Genomic DNA, 19,277 nt, shown 5'->3' with positions numbered 1-19,277 from the left:
CATGAAAACCCGTATTCAACGCTTATCCGTTTTTCTGTCTTTTTTGATGCTCAGCTTAATGAGCTTAAATGCCTATGCCGACAGTTTTTACGCCACTGTGAGTAAAAACCATGTTGTGCAAAATGAAGTGTTCCAACTGAAAATTACGACTGATGAGAAGGCCTCATCTGATGATATTGATTTTTCAGTGTTACAAAAAAACTTCATGATGGGGCGTCCAAATTTTGGCCACTCAGTGACTATCATTAACGGTGACCGCAGCGCTAAATCTGAATGGACGATATCTTTAGCAGCGAAACGCACTGGTATTGTGACGATTCCAAGCTTCAAGCTAAATGGCAAAATGACGCAATCGATCGCAATTCAAGTCACCAAAGATAGTGATGCACCAACAACGAATGATTTAGTTGAAGTACAAAGTCACCTTAACCGAACCACCCTTTACCCGGGAGAAAGTGCATTACTTAAAGCTCGTCTTATCGTTAAAGCAGATACCCGCCGCTTACAAAATACCGATATTGAACCACCAAAGGTCAACGGGATGGAACTCAAACCTGCGAGTAAGCCAAACCAATATCAATCGGTACAAAACGGCATGCAAGTCACCGTTGTGGATCAAGATTTTCGGATCACGGCGCAAAAACCTGGAGACTTCACTCTTACCGAGCCCAAATTTACTGGCTCAATGATTTATGGCAACGATTATGATGGCAGCACGCGTATTGTTTCTCTAGAGACACACCCGAAAACCTATCAAATGCACGTGGAGAATAAGCCCGCCAACTACCACGGTGTGTGGCTTCCAACTAGCAAGCTCAACCTTTCTCAGCAGTGGAAAGACGGCCATGGTAATCCTATTCAAACTCACACGTTCAAAACTAAAGTCGGTGACTCAATTAGCCGTGAGATCACGTTAAAAGTAGCGGGTGTATCGCAAAACCAATTACCTGATATCCAAATCAATAATCCGGATACAGTTCGTGCCTACAGTGAAAAACCACACTTTGAGACCACAGATAATGGTGATGTGGTCATGACACTTAAACAAGTGATCATTCCACGTCAAAAGGGCAATATAGAACTACCGAAAGTGTCCCTCAACTGGTGGGATGTCAGTGCTAAAAAAGAACGCACCACAACGATTGATGGTATGTCTCTTCAAGCTGCAGCGAGTGATGATCAACCACTGCCTAACGTAGCACCACAACCACAAACGCCTGCCAAAGTGATTACCAAAACGGATCCTGGCTACTGGCCTTATCTAACTGCAACATTCGCCCTGCTTTGGATGGTCACACTGGCACTCGCCATTTATTGGAAACGTCATGGCCAACCCAATGCAGCTCAACAACCAAACGAAGCGAATGCGCAATCACCATCAGCGACCAAAGGTTCTCCATCACGCTCAGCTCAGGCCTTAACCATAGAGCAAGCTATACAACGACGTGATGGCATTGCTATTAATAAAGCGCTTAATGCGTGGCGTCATAGTATGGTGTTAACGGCGGAAGATGAAGTGCTATTAGAGCAGGAGAAAACGCAACTAGACGCGGCACTGTATGCTCGCCATGATGGCACCACGACTATAGATGGTTCAAGCTTGCTTAACTTCATTAAACACATCGAACGCAAACAAAAGAAACAGCGAGGGCGCAAACAGAAAGGAAGTGAACTGCCACCGCTGTAGCGTTAACTTGTTAGGTTATTTAACTAACGATGACCAAAGCCGCCTGTTATCTGGCGGCTTATGTGGGTGTAATGCGAACAAAAACTCATGAGGTGAGGAAGCTCGAATACTAGTAGAAAAAGCCTTGCAGCGCTCTCAATGACAAAGAAAAAACGCATTTATCATCAGTGCGAGATTGCTAAATTGGCGATACTTTCCAAGATTGATTCGGGGCATTCTTGCTATTTCCAGTTCAAAATTTCGTAACGAAACTTCTACATAAGGCTACGATGATTACCGATCAGATCTTCCCTGCCAGGTTGAGTGCCATCGAATTACTTAGCACACCCTCTCATTCCTAACAAGGCTATCAATAATATTCAATAACCTGCCCGGCGAATTTCTCTTTCAGCAAATTTTTGCGAACTTTCTAAAGCCGACTCGACCGACACCTGGCCTTGCAGTGCTTGGGACACTTTTTGTGCCATCACACCACCGATAGAGACAAATTCAGGAATCGCAACAAACTGCACGCCTTTGTACGGTGACGGTTCCAAGGTGCTATCGTCTGGGTTCGCCGAGTTGATAGCTTCCATTTCTGAACTAGCAAAGCGTCCAGACACCTCTAGGAAGTGTGGATTTTGATAAGTCGATGTGCGTGTACCGGTTGGGATACTCCCCCAACCATATTTTGAGGCCACCAATTCAATATAATTCTTTGACGTCGCCCAGTTAATGAAACGCTGCGCGGCCTCTTGTTTTTTCGTACTATTCGGAACAGCAAATGCCCATGCCCATAACCAATTTGCACCCTTTGGTGTAACACTGTATGGCGACTGAGCAAACGCGAACTGATCTGCGTGAGGACTGGTTTTTTTGTCCAGTAAGAAAGACGCTGCAACCGACGCATCAATCCACATGGCGCATTTGCCCTCTTTGGTCATCGACAGTAATTCAGGGAAACTATTTTTCTCTGGAGTAGGTGGTCCATATTTCTTGAGTAAGTTTACATAAAAATTGACGGCCTTTATCCAAGGCGCTGAGGTCAGTTGCGGATTCCAATTCATATCGAACCAGCGCGCACCAAAACTGTTTGCTATCGTTGAAATGATAGCCCCGCTGTCACCCCAACCAGCTTTACCGCGTAAACAGATACCGTACACATTGTTTTGCGGATCATTGACCGCTTTCGCAATCGCTTCGATTTTTGACCAAGTTGGTCTATCACCGATTTTAAACCCAGCTTTACTTACGAGGTCTTTTCGATACATCAGCATCGAACTTTCACCATAAAACGGGGCTGCATACAACTTGTTTTCGTAAGACAATCCATCTCTCACCGCTGGCAGAAGATCATTGACTTGATAGCTTGCTGACGGCGTCAACTGACTTAGCCAGCCACGTTTAGCCCAAATTGGTGTTTCGTACATCCCAATAGTCATCACGTCATAATGACCACCACCTGCAGCGATATCCGAAATAACCCGCATGCGAAGACTGCCTTCATTAAAGGTATGCCAATGAAGCTTTATATCTGGATTAGCCTGCTCAAAATCGGCGCTGAGCTTCTTCATAACTTCAATGTGCCCGGAATCAATAGATGCTATGTTTAAATCAATGGCATAAGTGACGTTATACGATAGTAAAAAAATTCCTGCACTGAGTAAGGTTTTTTTCAATAACATAGCATCTCTACCTAAGGCTAAATAATGTCATTATTTATAGCATTGTTTACGCGTGGTACATTCAATATCCAAGTGTTTTAATTAGTAAAAGTTAAATTATGTGACAGAACTTGGCTTATTGATAATTATTAAGATAAACCAACAACAAAGACTGCAGCTTTTCCCAAAATTAATCTATTCTTCCTGCATTACATTAGGGGTAGTAGCCACATTGGCTCGGGAGAACTGAAATAATGCAAGCTAATGATGTTGTAAATAAGAAGAATGCCTTAACCTTAAATTTAACGACAAAAATAACGCTATGCTTTGTTTTTATTGGAACAGTTTTTACCTTCGTTATTTTATTTAATTATTTCAATGGGTTAAAAGTAGGCAACCAATTAAAGTTCATTACTGATGAATCTACCCCGACGGTTCAATACTCTTCTCGATTCAACAATGTGGTCAGTGGATATGAACCCGATTTATTAGCACTTAGAGACGCAAAAGTCGCAACAGACTTGAAATCAGCGGAACAAAGCTTAACGAATCGAAATAAGAGTTTAGAAGAGATTCTTAATAGTTTTAATAGCTTAAACCTTACGTCTAGTGATGCGAAACTCATTAAAATTAAAATATGAGAAATCTCTCTCAAAATAGATATCATTAAAAAATCGGAAAAAGTTTTAATAAAAGACCAAGAAACAATTGTCTCGTTAAATGAACGTATTAAGAAAATTGTTTTGGACCTAAATAAGCTGCAAACTCAAATTATCCCACTGATTGAAGATACCGTATTTACGGAAGATGATGATACCGTTATCTCGACAGTTAATGCGGTATATGCCTCCATCAACGAAGGTATGTGGTTAATTGAAAGAGCCGCTAATGCAGAAACCGCTGCAGAGCTGAGTGATATCAATTCTGCGTTTTCACGCTGGCAAAACACCTACTCAAACTTGTTACCTTCCCTGCTATTTGCTTCTCACAATAGTAAATTCAAGAACTTTGTTAAGCAACTATCGCAGCTAACATTATCTCTGATGGACGCTATTGAAGGCGACAAAGGGTTACTCGCAACACAAAAAGATTTGATTGAATTAAATAACAGTCAAGCTAAATCATTTGCACAGATTATTAACGAACTAAAGGTGATTACTGAATCAACAGCATCGATTTTGAAACAGTCCTTCACTCAAAGTAACCAACTTGCACATAACATCAATGCATCAGCGAAAAGCCTTAATGACTCGTTTATCATGATTGGTGTTATCGTTATTATCGCGATTGCGATCATTTCATTTGCTCTGGCTCAATTTATTAAGAAATCCATTAAGAGTCTGATGCGAGAGCTGGATGATTTGTCGCAAGGCGTGCTGAAAAATCTCGTACCATCAAGCTCAAACGATGAGTTTGGTCAGTTAAACCGCTTTGTTTGTAAAGTGGTTGAAAACCTTAAACAAGTGGTCAGGGACATCGACAATTCTGCCAAACAAGTGGATAAATCGGTGTTCTCGGTATCAACGACATCGACCCAAACACGCACCATCGTAGCCCAACAAAAACAAGAGCTAGAATCAATTGCAGCGGCTCTTGCTGAAATGAGTGCCACTGCACGAGAGGTGGCGACGCACACCGAAAATACACACAGCCAAATTATTCACGCTGGAGAACTGTCTAACGATGGTCGCAAGCGCGTTCAAAGCAGCCAACAAAGCGTACAATTGGTAGCCGAACAAACGGGTGAGACGATTAACGTCATCAATAAGCTCAATGAAGGTGTGACAAGTATTGAAGGCATTATCGACACCATCACTGAAATTGCCGACCAAACGAACTTGCTGGCGCTCAACGCAGCGATAGAAGCAGCAAGGGCTGGCGAACAAGGCAGAGGCTTTGCTGTTGTGGCCGACGAAGTGCGCTCACTAGCAACCAGAACGCAGCAATCAACATTAGAGATTCAAGAAAAAATCAATGTGATGACCTCTTACTCTAAAACCGCAATGTCCGTCATCGAAACCAGTAAAGAAGCAGTGACAGACAGTTTAACGCAAGCAGAACGGGCTTATGAAACGATTGCAGAGTTTGAGCAAGTGATGAGCGGTGTCCAAGATTTGAGCCATCTCATTTCAACCGCAGCGGAAGAACAAGCGGTCACCTTAAAAGAGCTCGATGAAAATATCAGCCGTATTACCCTGCTGACCGACCAAACCAATAGTCAAGCTGAAAAAGCCGAACAAGAAGCAAACCACCAAATACCTATCGTTAAAGACCTCGAAAGCAAAGTGGCTCAATTTAAATTTGAACACTAAACCGAAAAGGTTCCCCAAAAGGAGATGCCTGCCAACGCAGCCATCTCCTTTGTTTATCACTATCATTACAACAGTGGGCGAATCAACATATCCAATTTTGGGTGAACGACGCGGCGCTTCATCGTGAGGGCGTAGAAATTCTCATAGACATTGGGTAATAACATATAACGCTTCAACGTACCGTGATCCAATTCGTCTTTGACCACGACTTCCGGCATAACGGCCAATGCGCCAGTATCCCGAGTTAAAAGACGTAACATCGCCATATCGTCTGATTCTGCCACTATCTCAGGTTGCAACTGGTATTGTGCAGCAAATGCATCAAACGCAGCTCTCAGGGGGTTCTCTCCGTATGGGAGTACCCATCTCTGATTACGATAGCCTTCACCAAGTTGATCACCTAGCTCTAATCCAGGCGGACCGATGATCGCTACCGCTTGGCGCGCCAATACACGACTTTGCCAATTTTGTTTATTCGAACCTCTCACTGCGATGTTGGTGAGGGCTACATCAACTTGCAGTTCTCCCAATGCATTCAATAGGCCTGTTTGACTCATCGATTGCAACACATAGCGGCAATCGTTCTGATTAATCAATGGTTGAATAAACTGCTCAATGAAGTTACGTGAGATAGTAGATAAGATGCCGATACGAATAGTTGCACCAGGTAAGGTCTTACCACTTGTTAACAAAGTCTCTAATTCTTCACCATTGCGAAAAATTTCTTCAGCATAGCTTAAGGCGTGATAGCCGCTCTCAGTCAAGGTTAAAGAGCGTCCTTGCCGGACGAACAGCTGAACGTCCATGGCTTGCTCTAACTGCTTGATTTGAGTGGAAAGTGCTGACTGAGAAATATGTAATTTCTGCGCAGTTTGGGTTAGATTCCCTTGCTTTGCCACCTGCCAAAAATAGTACAGATGATGGTAGTTAAGTCGACTCATAAATCCTACCGTTCTATAAAAAAGAATGTTTTCTAATTAATTATGTATTTTACTTAACTGTAACAGAATTTCACAATAGGCATCACGTTTTTAAGTGTGAGGTTTGTCATGTCTACTCTGTTTTTAGTAACACCGCTCAAGATGATGTTACTAGGATTAATTGCGATTTTGGGATTCACCATTGTTCGTTACAGTTGGGTCGCTTTTAGTGGCGAAGCCGACCGTTCTCGATTCTTACGCGCTCTTTTAGCGACTATCGCATCGGTTGTGGTTGTGATTAGCAGTAACCATCTGTTGTTGTTTTGGGCCGCTTGGGTTTCAGTTAGTTTAACGCTACACCGTTTAATTCTGTTTTACCCAGAACGTCCACGCGCTCAGCTAGCAGCACACAAAAAATTCTTGCTAGCACGTTTAAGTGAGCTTTTACTAGCAGTTGCGTTTGTCGCGCTCTACGGACAGTTTAAAACGCCTTACATCAATGAAATCGTCCAACAAGCTTCTTTTGCTCATGGCAGTACTAACATCAGTGTTGCAGCCGTTCTGCTGGCGATTGTTGCTTTGATTAAATGTGCCCAGCTGCCAATGCACGGCTGGTTAATACAGGTTGTGGAAGCACCAACCCCTGTATCTGCCCTTTTGCACGCAGGAATTGTCAACCTAGGTGGCATCTTGTTGCTGTTCTTTGCGCCAATTTTGGCATCAAGCAGTTTCGCGTGTTGGTTAGTCGTTGTCCTAGCTGGAATCAGCACTGTTATCGCGGGCTTAGTGAGTACAACACGCATTAGTGTGAAAGTGAAACTGGCATGGTCAACAAGTTCTCAAATGGGATTAATGCTTGTAGAAGTCGCGCTAGGCCTTTACGAAATGGCACTGCTTCACCTATTCGCCCACTCGTTTTACAAAGCCTACTCATTCTTAAATAGTGGCAATACTGTGAACCATTACCTCGCTGCAAAATTAGCCGGTTCAGTCAAACCAAAGCTAAAACACTGGCTGATAGCTTTGAGTATTTCACTCGCAATGCTCGCCATCGCGCAATGGCAATTTGCGATAATGACCAGCTTTGCAGCAACAACATTAGTGTGGTTCGCACTGACAGCTTTAATCGTTCCAAGCTTGACGCGTTTAGACAAAGGAACGCTGCCACGCATGGCCATTTCTATCGGGTTTGCAGCCTTACTCTTAACGCTTTACACCACAGCAAAACATCATTTAGCAGTACTAATGGGATTGGATGCACCATTAAACCTTATTGCAGATAGTTTCGTCGCTCTCTTATTTATTAGCTTATTCGTACTCTCAATCGCGCTTCAATATTGGCCGCATATACACTGGGTTAAACGATTGTTTATCTGGTTGAATGCAGGCGCTTATCTTGATGAATGGTCGACACGTCTAACCCTAAAACTGTGGCCCAGTGAGTCACTGCTAAAACTTCAACACACTGATTGGCAAGTAGAAACCGAGGCAAAATAATGATTTTAGAAAAAATTACCTTACCATTCGCCAACATTGCTCAACAAGCTTCAGAATCCATTGCGCCAGCTTGGCCGCTTGATCAATCCATCGCGGTTAACCCTTGGTGGCCTCAGCGCCACTCAGGTATCGAGCAAACTTTTGCTGAACAAGCGGTCATCACAGGAATCACGGGGTTAATGGAAAAAAAGTACTTCCAAGCTAAGTGGAAAGAACAAATCCAACCGGAACATGTAGAACAAGCGATCAAAGACATCCGCTCCCCGTTGACGAACCAAGAAGTGCAAGAATACATCGAGCGTCAAGATAAGCCATTGCCTCGCTGGGAAACACTGGCAATGCTAATGGATGATAATATTCCGTCAGAGCAAGGCCATAGCTGGGGCCAAGAGATTCAACAACAGGTTAGCCAATTTATCGCGCTGTATCACCAATACCCAGAGCGTTTTGATGCAGAAGGTAAAAATGGTGAGCACCTCTACCAAAGTTGGCTTGAAGTTGTCACTCGCGATAAAGGCATTCGCACTCTTATCGGTGTTGACCTACTGCCTTACTTTGGCCAACTGCCAACATCTATCGAGGGTGCGCTAGAGTTGTTTCAAACCGAGTGGCAAGAATTATTACAAAACGAACATGGTTCTCTTGCTTTTATGAAAGCGTCATTGCACCAACTTTCTGGTTGGGCAGGCTGGCAATCTTGGCTTGATTGGCAAGCTGGGCTGAATAAACAGGAAATCGAAATTCCACATACACTCGGTCTTAGTGTCATTCTACTTGCTTGGGACTACGTGCTGTGGCAATGGTTGAAGAAAGAACAACAGGATACCTTTGTTCAAGTTCGTCAAACCATGCAATCACAAGCGGCCAATGTGACCCAATATTATGAATTGGCCAAACAGCAACTAGAACCTAGGTGGGTTTGGCAACGCGCATTTGAGTTAAGCGTTCATGCACCATGGATCGAGCAAGTTAAGCACGCGCAAGAAGTTCAAGCACAAACTCGTCCACAGATTCAGGCGATATTCTGTATCGATGTGCGCTCAGAGCCAATGCGTCGAGCACTTGAAGCTCAAGGATCAGAAGTAGAAACGCTTGGTTTTACTGGTTTCTTTGGTATTCCTATGAGTTATCAAAACCAAGACGGGTCAATCAAACGTCCACAATTACCGGGGCTACTCGCGCCAAATTTGGTTGCGCAGCAAACCAAAATGCAGCCTGACCGTTGGTTACGCTTAACCAAGCTAGGATGGCAAAATAGTTTAGAAAAACCTTCATCTAACTTAGGTATGGTCGAAGCTGGCGGTCTGTTAAAACTGGTCAGTTTATTCAAACGTGTTGTGATGCAGCAAGGCACCGAAAACCCAGTCAATAGAGATGCGCGCACTAATGATGAGTGGGATTTAAAACGCAATGAAGTGTCACTCACTACCGCTGAAAAAGCGGAATTAGGCGCAGGTGTACTCAAAGCCATGGGGATCAGCCAGCGTCTAGCTAATGTGGTGTTACTGGCCGGTCATGGTAGTCAAACATGCAACAACCATACGTCATCAAGTTTGGATTGCGGAGCATGTGGCGGCCAAAGCGGTGAAGTCAATGCGAAAGTATTAGCGTCTATATTGAATGATCCAGAAGTTCGCGCCTTAACTCCAGAGTTTGGCGTGACCATTCCCGAAGATACGCAGTTTTACGCAGCGATTCACAACACAACAACCGATGAACTACAGGTATTCAAACAACCAAAAGAGTGCGATTGGGCAGAGAAAATCTCAGCGGCTTGCGATTTAGCACGTATCAAACGGGTTAAGCAATTTGATACAGGCAATGATGAGCCATCGCCACAAGATGTCAGCCGCTTCTTTAAACAAAGAGCTAATAACTGGGCACAGATGCGACCAGAATGGGGCTTGTGCAATAACGCAGGTGTGTTTATTGCTCCGCGAGCCCTAACTCGAAGCATGGATTTAGATGGACGCTCGTTTTTACACGAATATCATGCCGACCAAGACCCAGAGTTTAAGCAACTAGAAAATATCATGACAGCACCGCTGTTGGTTATGAACTGGATTAACTTGCAATACTTTGCTTCAGTCACCGCACCGACTAAGTACGGTAGTGGTAATAAGCTTCTGCATAATGTCGTTGGTGGACACATCGGGGTATTCGAAGGAAATGGTGGCGACTTACGTATCGGTTTATCCCAACAATCGGTACATGACGGTAAACAGTATCGTCATCAACCTATTCGTTTAAGTGCCTTCATTCAAGCGCCTAAAACAGCAATTGAAGACATCATCAACAAACACGATAACGTGTCATCACTGGTTGATAACGGTTGGCTATTTTTGTACCACATCGATGATAACCATCAAGTGTCTAAATATCAGGACCAACAATGGTTACCACAATAAACAGAGAGGTTTCGTTGAATACGCTTCAATTGAGCGCGAATAGCGCTCAAGATCAACAACATGCAGCGAGCTTATTAAAGCTTGGGAAACTGGTCGCTCTACCGACTGAAACGGTATATGGGTTGGCAGCTGATGCCACCCAACCAGAAGCGGTGAAGCAAATATTTGCTGCTAAAGGACGTCCAGCTAATCACCCACTCATTGTTCATATTGGTTCAATGGATCAATTAAAAGATTGGGCTGCAGATGTGCCAGAAAGAGCCATTACGCTTGCAAAAGCTTATTGGCCGGGCCCGCTCACATTTTTAATGCGTAAGGCAGAACATGTTTCTTCAGTCGTCACTGGAGGGTTAGACACCATCGCCCTTAGAATGCCTGCTCACCCAGTGATTCTGTCATTACTCAAAGAGCATCGATTAGCGGTGGCAGCCCCTTCTGCCAATCCATACAAACAGTTGAGTCCAACCAATGCGGAACAAGTTTTATCGGGACTCGATGGTCGAATTGATGCGGTCGTTGATGGTGGGGATTGTCTCTTCGGATTGGAATCCACCATCATCGATTTAACCTCAGAGACTGTGAGAGTGCTGCGCGCTGGTCCGATTACGGCTCATGACATCAGTACGACGTTAGGGGAAGCGGTGAATTACCCGCAACATCATGATGTCTCTGTCCCCGGAAACGTGGGCAGTCACTATCAACCGAAAACCCTCTTGCGCCTAGTGGACGATATAAAACAGGCATTAAGCCAAAGGGATAAATCATTAACGTATGCGGTAATACATACCACAGACTTAATTCACAATGAATTCACCGGAAACGACATTGCATCAATTGAAATGCCAAACGATGCCACTCGTTACGGTAATAAGCTTTATCGCTCTCTTGCAGAGGCCGACAAGTTGCAACTCGATGAAATCTGGCTCGAGCGTCCACCGCAGGGGGAGGCGTGGAACGCAGTTAACGACCGATTAAGTCGCGCAGCCTTGCCGATGTAATGCAGAGCGATATCCATTCCTTATTTCGTGCTGGTGACACCTTTATCCACTATCAAGAAATGAGAGCTCAAAATAAGAGTGATGGAGAGTAATACTCCCCATCACTCCGATGACTACGCAACCTTTGTTGTTCATTGCAACACCCCTACTCACTGTAGGGGTCTTTTTTTACCTGCTCACTTTAATCGGTATTTCTTAGATAAAAGCGTTGGCAAATATTATCTAGGTCATCATACGTGCCAATCACAGTTCCAGAATCCAAAGCGCAATCCGTTAAATCTAATAGTCTACCGGTTGATTTATTTACAATCCGGTACCCCCCTTCGTCTCTCGGACGTAAATACCAATGACTAGCGTCGCTGCTACAAGTTCCAAATGTCGCATTGTTATCACTAGCATTTAAACAGTGTGTTGGTTCGCTATCAGGAACTATGGTTACCGTTCCATCTTGTTCAGGTTGCATCCACCAAATCTGAGTGGAATCCCCACTCCAACCTTGCTGTTCAATTCCCGTATCTGTTGCAGTCACAACCAAACCACTTTGTGCGCTTACCACGGCAACGCTACTCAATGGAGATAATCCCCACTCATCACAATCGTCACCATCACACGCCATATACGATGATTCGTCATCACTGTTTACAAATTTTAGAAGGCCATCAGATAACTGCTCGACTTGCCATTTTTGACAAGCTTCATTTTCCCAAGGTAAAAATGATTGGGATTTACTGCAACTAGAACCAGACAAAAAGCCACCAGCATAATCAGTAAAACGTACGGTTCCATCAGATAAAGAATCTAAAATCGCAGGAATTGTATTTGATAAACTCAACTGAGTTTCTCCATCGACCGTGGTGGTAACATAATGATTTAAACGCATCATAGGTGCTTGTGGTTTAACCCGCATTGGGCCATTTTCACCGGAAGGAACGGCCACAGCTTCACCACTGGCAATCGGTTCTCCAAAATTTGGAGTACCATCAGAATTCCATGTGTAGGACTGAGCGCGTAAGGCTCGACCAGTACCGCATCCGTCATCCGCATTAGCGTTACCGTGATACACCAACCAATCTTCACTGCCATCAGGAGAAGTAAAAAATCCGTTGTGTCCAGGACCATATACCCCATTACCTTTAGTAAAGACCGGTTCATCGTATTTGGTCCAGGCATCAGAATCTAAAGGATCGTCTCCTGTCAGTTCTAGCATGCCCAACTTATAATCGGGAGTCGCACAATAGCTCGCGGAATAGACCACGAAAACACGCCCATCATGAATTAAACCTTCAGGGCCTTCATTGACATTCATGCCAACTTTTTCCCAATCTTCTGTTGGGTGAGTCAACACACTCGCTTGACCAGTGGTCGTCCATGGGTTTGACATTTTGATAATGAAATCTTTCTGCTCATCACCCACCCACTGTGAATACATTAAATACAGTTGGTTATTGATGGTGATGTAACTGCCATCGATATTGTAGCTGTCTTCCATCGGAGAACCTTTATATTGATAAGGTCCCATTGGATCATCCCCGGCACTTTCTAATACAGAGAGATGTTGATAGTCGTAAGTATCTTCATGTCCTGATGTATACAACATGTACCAACGCCAACCATTTGGGCCTTTTAAGCGATGAAACTCAAACGCCCAAAAATTACAGCAACGATCAGAGTTAGTTTCCGACCAAACATTCACCGGCGTAGCATCGGCGAGTCCAGCTAAAGTTGCGGACTTACGCATTTCTAACTGAGAACTCCAAGTGGTTGTCGCTGAGTAATAATTGCCATCGTAATACATCACCCATGGGTCTGCGCCGTTTTCATAAACAGGATTTGTAAACGTGGTATCAGCGGCCCATCCCATTCCACTTATCAATAACGCAGCGAATGAGAGTAAGATGGTGCGCCACCATTTAGATTGAAATAATAGGTTGTCGAACATCTAATTTCCTCCGTGAGGTGTCATTCCCTTGTGAGGGATCGATCATAAGAAGTCCGCATGCCAATTCGGCAGAAATAATAAAATATAAATGAAATAATGTTTCATTTTATTATATGGTGATCAAAGGAGGTAAATAGGGGAATGGGTCGCAGTTCATTGATTAGACGAATGTTTGATTGCAAAAACGGGGGCTGTGCCAAACATTTACGCCAGCTTAACAACATGAGCTTTACCGCTATCACTTTTAACGAAAAAAGCGAAGACATTGCTGCCTTCGCCACTTCTGAACTAACCGATGAACCGTTTTTCAGCAGAGCGTTAGCCCTTGCGGTTTTTCCATACTGTTTGGATATTACAGAACTCATGTAAACCAAAATGAGAAAGCTCACGTCCGTAACCACTTTTCTTAACCCCGCCGAAACCAACGCGTGGGTCACTAGCACTAAAGCCATTAATAAATACACCACCGGTTTCAATCTGCGCGGCGAGTTCTATGGCTTGCTGTTCATCAGCATAGATAGTTGCCGATAAACCAAATTCACTATCATTGGCCAACGCAATAGCATGGTCTGCATCTTTAGCGACAGTGACAGCAGCAACAGGTCCAAACATCTCTTGCTTAAACGCTGTCATTTCAGGAGTAACTCCCGCCAAAATTGTGGGTGCGTAGTAGTTGCCTTCACCTTCCACAATATGGCCACCAAGTAGTACTTTGGCACCTTCTTGGATAGTCGCTTGAACTTGTGTATCCAATTCATCACGTAAATCAAAACGTGCCATTGGCCCTACGTAGTTCTCTTCAACGAGTGGATCGCCCATATTTAATGCTTTAACGGCAGCGACAAATTTTTCGGTAAATTCAGTTTCTATGGATTGTTCGATAATAAAACGTTTGGCAGCCGCACAAACTTGACCGCTATTTTGATAACGGCCAGCAACCGCAGCTCTTACCGCTTCATCAATATCAGCACCATTTAATACGATAAATGGATCTGAACCACCCAGTTCAAGGACGGATTTTTTCAAAGCAGCTCCAGCTTGAGAGCCAATTGATTTACCAGCTCGAACACTACCAGTAAAGGTAACAGCTGCGATGCGGTCATCACTAATCACATCTCTGACCAAATCATTAGTTGCGTGTGTAACAGAGAACACACCTTCTGGGATTCCAGCCTCACGCAAGATTCTTTCGATTAAATACGCACACCCCATAACGTTTGGCGCGTGTTTTAAAACATAGGTGTTACCAGATAGCAGGATCGGCACTGCACCACGCATTACCTGCCATAATGGGAAGTTCCAAGGCATGATTGCCAGTACAACGCCCATTGGACGATATTCTAATACTGCATTGTTGTTTTCAACCATGGTAGGCTCTGTTGCTAACATGTTTGGGCCATGCTCTGCATACCAATCACATAGGTTGGCACTTTTAGCCACCTCACCACGAGCTTGTAAAATAGGTTTGCCCATTTCAGCAGTAATCATCTGCGCCATTTCTTCGGCGTTATCTCTAAGAGCTTGGCCGATCGTAATCAGTTTTTCACTACGCTCAGCAACAGTGTACTGACGCCATAGCTTACTTTGCTTAAAGCTCTCAGCAACAACGTGTTCTACTTGGTCAAAAGTATCAAACGGATATTCTCCGATTACCTGACCATTGGCAGGGTTTTTAGATATAGATTGGGTAAGAGGGCTATTAGACATTATGAACTCCGTATATTCGTTCTTTCATCTTTTAATGAGTGTAGTTTGCTCTTGCTGACCAAAACAGAAAAGTGAATAATATTAAAAATTCCTTTCACAAAATGAGAATGGTATGAACTTATCTCAACTTGAAATGTTTAATGCCGTTGCTGAAACGGGTAGCGTGTCAGAAGCAGCCAAACGAGTCCATCGTGTGCCTTCCAATGTCACAACCCGCATTAGACAATTGGAAGCTGACCTAGGTGTCGAACTGTTCATCCGAGAGAACCAACGGTTAAGGTTATCGCCTGCTGGATATAACCTTCTCAATTACAGCCACCAAATTTTGCAACTCGTCGAAGAAGCTCGCGATGCCGTCGTTGGCGAAGAACCTAAAGGACGTTTGCATTTAGGTTCATTAGAAAGTACCGCAGCGGTAAGAATCCCCCCCATTCTAGCGAAATATAATCAAAGCTATCCGTTAATTCAGTTGGATTTAATTACCGGTCCATCCGGCAGTATGTTTGACCAAGTATTAGATGGAGAGCTCGCCGCGGCATTTATCGATGGCCCCGTCATTCACCCTGCGATTGAAGGACGCCCACTGTGTGATGAAGAGTTAGTTCTGATCTCACCAAGCCAATACCCTACGATAACTCGGGGCCAAGATCTGACTGGTCAGAATATCTATGCGTTTCGCGCAAACTGTTCATATCGACGCCACTTTGAAAACTGGTTTCTAGCCGATCACGCCAAACCAGGCAACATCTATGAAATGGAATCCTATCACGGCATGCTCGCTTGTGTGATAGCTGGCGCTGGTGTCGCCATGTTGCCGAAAAGCATGTTGATGACAATGCCAGGGCATGAACAAGTAAAAATCAGCCCAATGGGAGAAGACTGGCGCTGGCTCACTACATGGTTAATATGGCGTCGAGGATCCATGACACCTCAACTACAACTCATGCTCGACATACTCCCTGAGTATAAAGAACGCGCCTAAGATATACCCAGAAACCTTAAGATAGAGTCTCATCGAGAATGTGTTGAGTCTCAAGCAAGTTATATGGCTATAAATGTGGTTGAAACGTCTTATCAACCACATAATTTTATATTGCTAATAAACGTTATATTCTGCATTTAAATATAAAATTTAACTCATATGCATGTCGTTTAAATATAAATAACTAATGTAATACACTATCTAAAACAATCACTTATTAATAAATGCATTTTATTTAAAATTAACCAATTAGAGCTATATTTTTATCTAAGAAAGGTTGATATATTTTTAACCAGACACAATTGGATTCTCAGTAAATCCATAACAACATCAGTTGGCATTCTAATTAAAACAATAATCGATAAAGCTACCTCATCAAAGGTGGCTTTATTTTTAGCCTCGATTATAAAATTAGATCAATATAAACCGAGTTTCATAATAAATAGATTTTTTATATATATTAAGCCAAAAAATAAAAATTCAAATTATTTAATCTACTCTGATACACCCAATATTAGATTTAACTTTTATAAGTTGTGATAATAATTACGGAATAAGAATCACAATATTGCCGTTTTAAAATTAAAAAATCTCATTATTGGTACTATTTTCATCACTATACATGATAGTTTTATAAAACGTATTGAGTACGATTAGTGATGCTGATCCAAGATATATGGATATGAACTTCAATTGGGTAAATTATCGAATAAATCAGTTGATATGAAAACCATTGAATTTTAAATTATAAGTGTTAGAAAATTAACACCTTAGTGACATGGCTCTGTCTTTACAACTTACTATTTACAGTATTTTGTACTAATAAATAAAATAAAGATACAGCTCGTAATAATAATTATTAATTAAAGGTGCTATTTATACCGAAATGATCATTTAGATTAATTAAAGAATGTGAAATGAAAGAGTGAAATTTTAATCTAACTTTCATCTTTATAGATACAGAATGAACATAAAACAAACAGATTGTTTATTCAGTTGTCATTTACATAACAAGGTTGAACAAATGGAAAAATGTGATCATCAAGGTCAGTTAATGCGTCAACATCGCTCATTTCTCGATAAAATGCTAGGTGTCAAACACGTCTATGTGTGCAAAAAATGTGGCAAAAGAATAAAACTTAGAAATCATAAAGTTGCCGCTAAGTAAACAACACTATCCGATTCTATCCCGCCTAGGGATAAAAAAAGCGCTGGGAAGTACTACTCCCCAGCGCTTTTTTATTGTGTAACGAAGACTATGCTTCGATTGGTTTACGCCAGTCGTCTGAACCAGATGTACCTGCGTTCACGTGATCCCAAGTGATTTGACGATAAGTCATCGATACAGTTAGGTTTTGCGTGAAGTCAGATTTTGCTGGATCTTGGCAGTGTGGCATTTCGCAACGGATATCAACGATTGATGCGTTTTCTAGCGTAGTCGTAAAGAAGTTTTCTTGTTTACCTTCGATAGAAGTACGGTACCATTTTAATGTCACTGAAGACATTTTTTCACCCGATGCTAATGCGTTATATAGCAATGGAACCGCTTTATTTAATGACACAGTAAATTTAAAAGCTTTGTGAACACGCTGACCAGAAGGCTGACCGGATTGAGGATCAGTTGGTACAGTTACGCTGTGGTCAAACTGTTGAACCAACATTTCATCTTCGTGACCTTCAACATATGAATCACCGATTGAATCGGCAGTACATGCGCCTGCAGTGATAAGACCTTGGGTTTGACCTTCGATAGAGATATAACATGGAGTTGGCATTGCAAATTCCTTTCAATAAGTAAGTAAGGCGTTATTTCACGCTATACATGACTATGAGCAAACAAAGTGCCAATTCTCTACTATCAAAAATCAATAGGTTATAAAGTCAACATACCTAGTAGGGCAATATTTCTCTCATGCTAAGCAACTTATTGCCCAGCAAGAACAATTTTTTGTCATTACTCGCAAAACGGTTATAACTCATTTATCAGTTGACGAGTTTTCATCAAAGCATATCCAAGTAGATTTAGGCCTTGCCATTGATTTACTTGCTCTACTTTTGGATCGTCGGCTGAAAGACCAATTCCCCAAATTCTATCGACAGGGCTCGCTTCAACTAAAATACGGTCGCCAGTATTAGAGAGAAATGCCTTCATATCCGAATGTTGAGAAAATTTAAGTACGTTAGCTTGAACAACAATGTTGTACCGAACCTCACGCCAAATTTGCTCATCAAAGCCAACGACATTTCGCCCAAGCTTTTTCGCCTCTCCTGGAGTTTTGCAAACCAAAATTTTTTCTGCGATATCATGATTATCGAACGTTTTTGCTTTTTGATACATCATGTAATGTTCTGCGGTGAGAAAACATTTACTCCCTTCATAGAACGGAGCCTCATACCATTGGCTGAAGCAAGATTTTGCTATTCCTTGCTGTGGTTTTCTGTGCCCCCAGAAGTAAACAAATTTAAATTCTTTTCCTTGACGTTGAGCCGAGAGCAAATCTTCATTAGATTGGATCAGCATTGTCATATCATTTTCCTTTTTCTCGTTAGCGCTTCACCTAAGCTGCCAACAAAAAAGCGCCGAACATCGGCGCTTTATCATTTAATATCTTGGGCAGATAGCCCGTTTAATCTGTGAGATTAGATTAAACGCCCAATCGAAGCGTTATGCTTCAACAGGCTTACGCCAGTCGTCTGCACCTGAGGTACCCGCATTCACATGTTCCCAGCTGATTTGACGGTAAGTCATCGATACAGTTAGGTTTTGCGTGAAGTCAGATTTTGCTGGATCTTGACAGTGTGGCATTTCGCAACGGATATCAACGATTGACGCATTTTCTAACGTGGTAGTGAAGAAGTTTTCTTGTTTACCTTCGATAGAAGTACGGTACCATTTTAATGTCACAGAAGACATTTTTTCACCCGATGCCAATGCGTTATATAGCAGTGGAACGGCTTTATTTAATGACACTGTAAATTTGAACGCTTTATGTACGCGCTGACCAGAAGGCTGACCAGATTGAGGATCAGTTGGAACAGTCACGCTATGGTCAAATTCTTGTACCAGCATTTCATCTTCATGGCCTTCCACGTAAGAGTCACCAATTGAATCTGCTGTACATGCGCCTGCAGTGATAAGACCTTGGGTTTGACCTTCGATAGAGATATAACATGGAGTTGGCAT

The 19,277-nt window shown here is 42.7% G+C and carries 14 protein-coding genes; 7 read left to right on the top strand and 7 right to left on the bottom strand.

The genetic code is table 11. From position 1 onward, the window contains the following. Position 1 precedes the first annotated feature (1 nt). A complete protein-coding gene (locus tag I1A42_RS16400) occupies positions 2 to 1,687 on the top strand; it encodes a BatD family protein (protein ID WP_230389576.1) in 1,686 nt (561 codons plus the stop codon). Between the two features lie 359 nt (positions 1,688 to 2,046). On the opposite strand, the gene I1A42_RS16395 is transcribed toward I1A42_RS16400, so the two are convergent. Further along, positions 2,047 to 3,351 carry an ABC transporter substrate-binding protein gene (locus I1A42_RS16395; protein ID WP_196124089.1) on the bottom strand — a complete coding sequence of 435 codons (1,305 nt, stop codon included), beginning with the start codon at positions 3,349 to 3,351 and terminating at the stop codon, positions 2,047 to 2,049. Positions 3,352 to 3,584: 233 nt separating this feature from the next. Between I1A42_RS16395 and I1A42_RS16390 the strand changes: the two genes are divergently transcribed. Together I1A42_RS16390 and I1A42_RS16385 are read left to right on the top strand one after the other, a co-directional pair. Further along, entirely contained in the window at positions 3,585 to 3,971 is a 387-nt protein-coding gene (locus I1A42_RS16390) for a hypothetical protein (protein ID WP_196124088.1), read from the top strand. Positions 3,972 to 4,073: 102 nt separating this feature from the next. Continuing rightward, positions 4,074 to 5,642, top strand: coding sequence for a methyl-accepting chemotaxis protein (locus I1A42_RS16385; RefSeq protein WP_196124087.1), 1,569 nt, complete (start codon positions 4,074 to 4,076; stop codon positions 5,640 to 5,642). Between the two features lie 65 nt (positions 5,643 to 5,707). Here I1A42_RS16385 and I1A42_RS16380 read toward each other — a convergent pair whose 3' ends face one another. After that, positions 5,708 to 6,583 carry a LysR family transcriptional regulator gene (locus I1A42_RS16380; protein ID WP_196124086.1) on the bottom strand — a complete coding sequence of 292 codons (876 nt, stop codon included), beginning with the start codon at positions 6,581 to 6,583 and terminating at the stop codon, positions 5,708 to 5,710. Between the two features lie 108 nt (positions 6,584 to 6,691). Here I1A42_RS16380 and I1A42_RS16375 point away from each other — a divergent pair, with 108 nt between their 5' ends. The 3 genes from I1A42_RS16375 to I1A42_RS16365 are packed head-to-tail and all read left to right on the top strand — an operon-like array spanning position 6,692 to position 11,465. After that, positions 6,692 to 8,059, top strand: a complete 1,368-nt coding sequence (locus tag I1A42_RS16375; RefSeq protein WP_196124085.1) for an NADH-quinone oxidoreductase subunit L — start codon at positions 6,692 to 6,694, stop codon at positions 8,057 to 8,059. Next, positions 8,059 to 10,467, top strand: a complete 2,409-nt coding sequence (locus tag I1A42_RS16370) for a DUF2309 domain-containing protein (RefSeq protein WP_196124084.1) — start codon at positions 8,059 to 8,061, stop codon at positions 10,465 to 10,467. Before I1A42_RS16375 ends, I1A42_RS16370 begins: the two co-directional genes overlap by 1 nt. After that, positions 10,452 to 11,465 (top strand): L-threonylcarbamoyladenylate synthase, encoded by a 1,014-nt coding sequence (locus I1A42_RS16365; RefSeq protein ID WP_196124083.1) that lies wholly within the window; start codon positions 10,452 to 10,454, stop codon positions 11,463 to 11,465. Before I1A42_RS16370 ends, I1A42_RS16365 begins: the two co-directional genes overlap by 16 nt. A gap of 181 nt (positions 11,466 to 11,646) precedes the next feature. Here I1A42_RS16365 and I1A42_RS16360 read toward each other — a convergent pair whose 3' ends face one another. Together I1A42_RS16360 and I1A42_RS16355 are read right to left on the bottom strand one after the other, a co-directional pair. Next, positions 11,647 to 13,404, bottom strand: a complete 1,758-nt coding sequence (locus I1A42_RS16360) for a family 43 glycosylhydrolase (RefSeq protein WP_161156029.1) — start codon at positions 13,402 to 13,404, stop codon at positions 11,647 to 11,649. A 318-nt stretch (positions 13,405 to 13,722) separates the two neighbouring features. Then, positions 13,723 to 15,111, bottom strand: coding sequence for an aldehyde dehydrogenase family protein (locus tag I1A42_RS16355; RefSeq protein ID WP_196124082.1), 1,389 nt, complete (start codon positions 15,109 to 15,111; stop codon positions 13,723 to 13,725). Between the two features lie 112 nt (positions 15,112 to 15,223). Between I1A42_RS16355 and ptrR the strand changes: the two genes are divergently transcribed. Further along, positions 15,224 to 16,093, top strand: a complete 870-nt coding sequence (gene ptrR / locus I1A42_RS16350; protein ID WP_161156035.1) for a putrescine utilization regulator PtrR — start codon at positions 15,224 to 15,226, stop codon at positions 16,091 to 16,093. A gap of 1,256 nt (positions 16,094 to 17,349) precedes the next feature. Here the strand turns inward: ptrR and I1A42_RS16345 are convergent. The 3 genes from I1A42_RS16345 to I1A42_RS16335 form a co-directional block, all read right to left on the bottom strand. Next, positions 17,350 to 17,868, bottom strand: a complete 519-nt coding sequence (locus I1A42_RS16345; RefSeq protein ID WP_161156036.1) for an Hcp family type VI secretion system effector — start codon at positions 17,866 to 17,868, stop codon at positions 17,350 to 17,352. Between the two features lie 194 nt (positions 17,869 to 18,062). Further along, positions 18,063 to 18,620, bottom strand: a complete 558-nt coding sequence (locus I1A42_RS16340) for an NADAR family protein (protein ID WP_202436446.1) — start codon at positions 18,618 to 18,620, stop codon at positions 18,063 to 18,065. Between the two features lie 138 nt (positions 18,621 to 18,758). Next, on the bottom strand, positions 18,759 to 19,277 hold the full coding sequence (locus I1A42_RS16335; protein ID WP_161156038.1) for an Hcp family type VI secretion system effector: 519 nt from the start codon (positions 19,275 to 19,277) through the stop codon (positions 18,759 to 18,761).

The sequence above is a fragment of the Vibrio nitrifigilis genome, assembly GCF_015686695.1.
Classification (GTDB): domain Bacteria; phylum Pseudomonadota; class Gammaproteobacteria; order Enterobacterales; family Vibrionaceae; genus Vibrio; species Vibrio nitrifigilis.
The sequence above is the reverse complement of the archived record's forward strand: the minus strand, read 5'-3'. Positions and strand labels throughout refer to the sequence as shown.

What these genes read in the sequence shown, in the direction of transcription:
- I1A42_RS16400 (WP_230389576.1), top strand. Translation starts at nt 2, where the DNA reads ATGAAAACCCGTATTCAACGCTTATCCGTTTTTCTGTCTTTTTTGATG.
- I1A42_RS16395 (WP_196124089.1), bottom strand. Translation starts at nt 3,351, where the DNA reads ATGTTATTGAAAAAAACCTTACTCAGTGCAGGAATTTTTTTACTATCG.
- I1A42_RS16390 (WP_196124088.1), top strand. Translation starts at nt 3,585, where the DNA reads ATGCAAGCTAATGATGTTGTAAATAAGAAGAATGCCTTAACCTTAAAT.
- I1A42_RS16380 (WP_196124086.1), bottom strand. Translation starts at nt 6,583, where the DNA reads ATGAGTCGACTTAACTACCATCATCTGTACTATTTTTGGCAGGTGGCA.
- I1A42_RS16375 (WP_196124085.1), top strand. Translation starts at nt 6,692, where the DNA reads ATGTCTACTCTGTTTTTAGTAACACCGCTCAAGATGATGTTACTAGGA.
- I1A42_RS16370 (WP_196124084.1), top strand. Translation starts at nt 8,059, where the DNA reads ATGATTTTAGAAAAAATTACCTTACCATTCGCCAACATTGCTCAACAA.
- I1A42_RS16365 (WP_196124083.1), top strand. Translation starts at nt 10,452, where the DNA reads ATGGTTACCACAATAAACAGAGAGGTTTCGTTGAATACGCTTCAATTG.
- I1A42_RS16360 (WP_161156029.1), bottom strand. Translation starts at nt 13,404, where the DNA reads ATGTTCGACAACCTATTATTTCAATCTAAATGGTGGCGCACCATCTTA.
- I1A42_RS16355 (WP_196124082.1), bottom strand. Translation starts at nt 15,111, where the DNA reads ATGTCTAATAGCCCTCTTACCCAATCTATATCTAAAAACCCTGCCAAT.
- ptrR (WP_161156035.1), top strand. Translation starts at nt 15,224, where the DNA reads ATGAACTTATCTCAACTTGAAATGTTTAATGCCGTTGCTGAAACGGGT.
- I1A42_RS16345 (WP_161156036.1), bottom strand. Translation starts at nt 17,868, where the DNA reads ATGCCAACTCCATGTTATATCTCTATCGAAGGTCAAACCCAAGGTCTT.
- I1A42_RS16340 (WP_202436446.1), bottom strand. Translation starts at nt 18,620, where the DNA reads ATGACAATGCTGATCCAATCTAATGAAGATTTGCTCTCGGCTCAACGT.
- I1A42_RS16335 (WP_161156038.1), bottom strand. Translation starts at nt 19,277, where the DNA reads ATGCCAACTCCATGTTATATCTCTATCGAAGGTCAAACCCAAGGTCTT.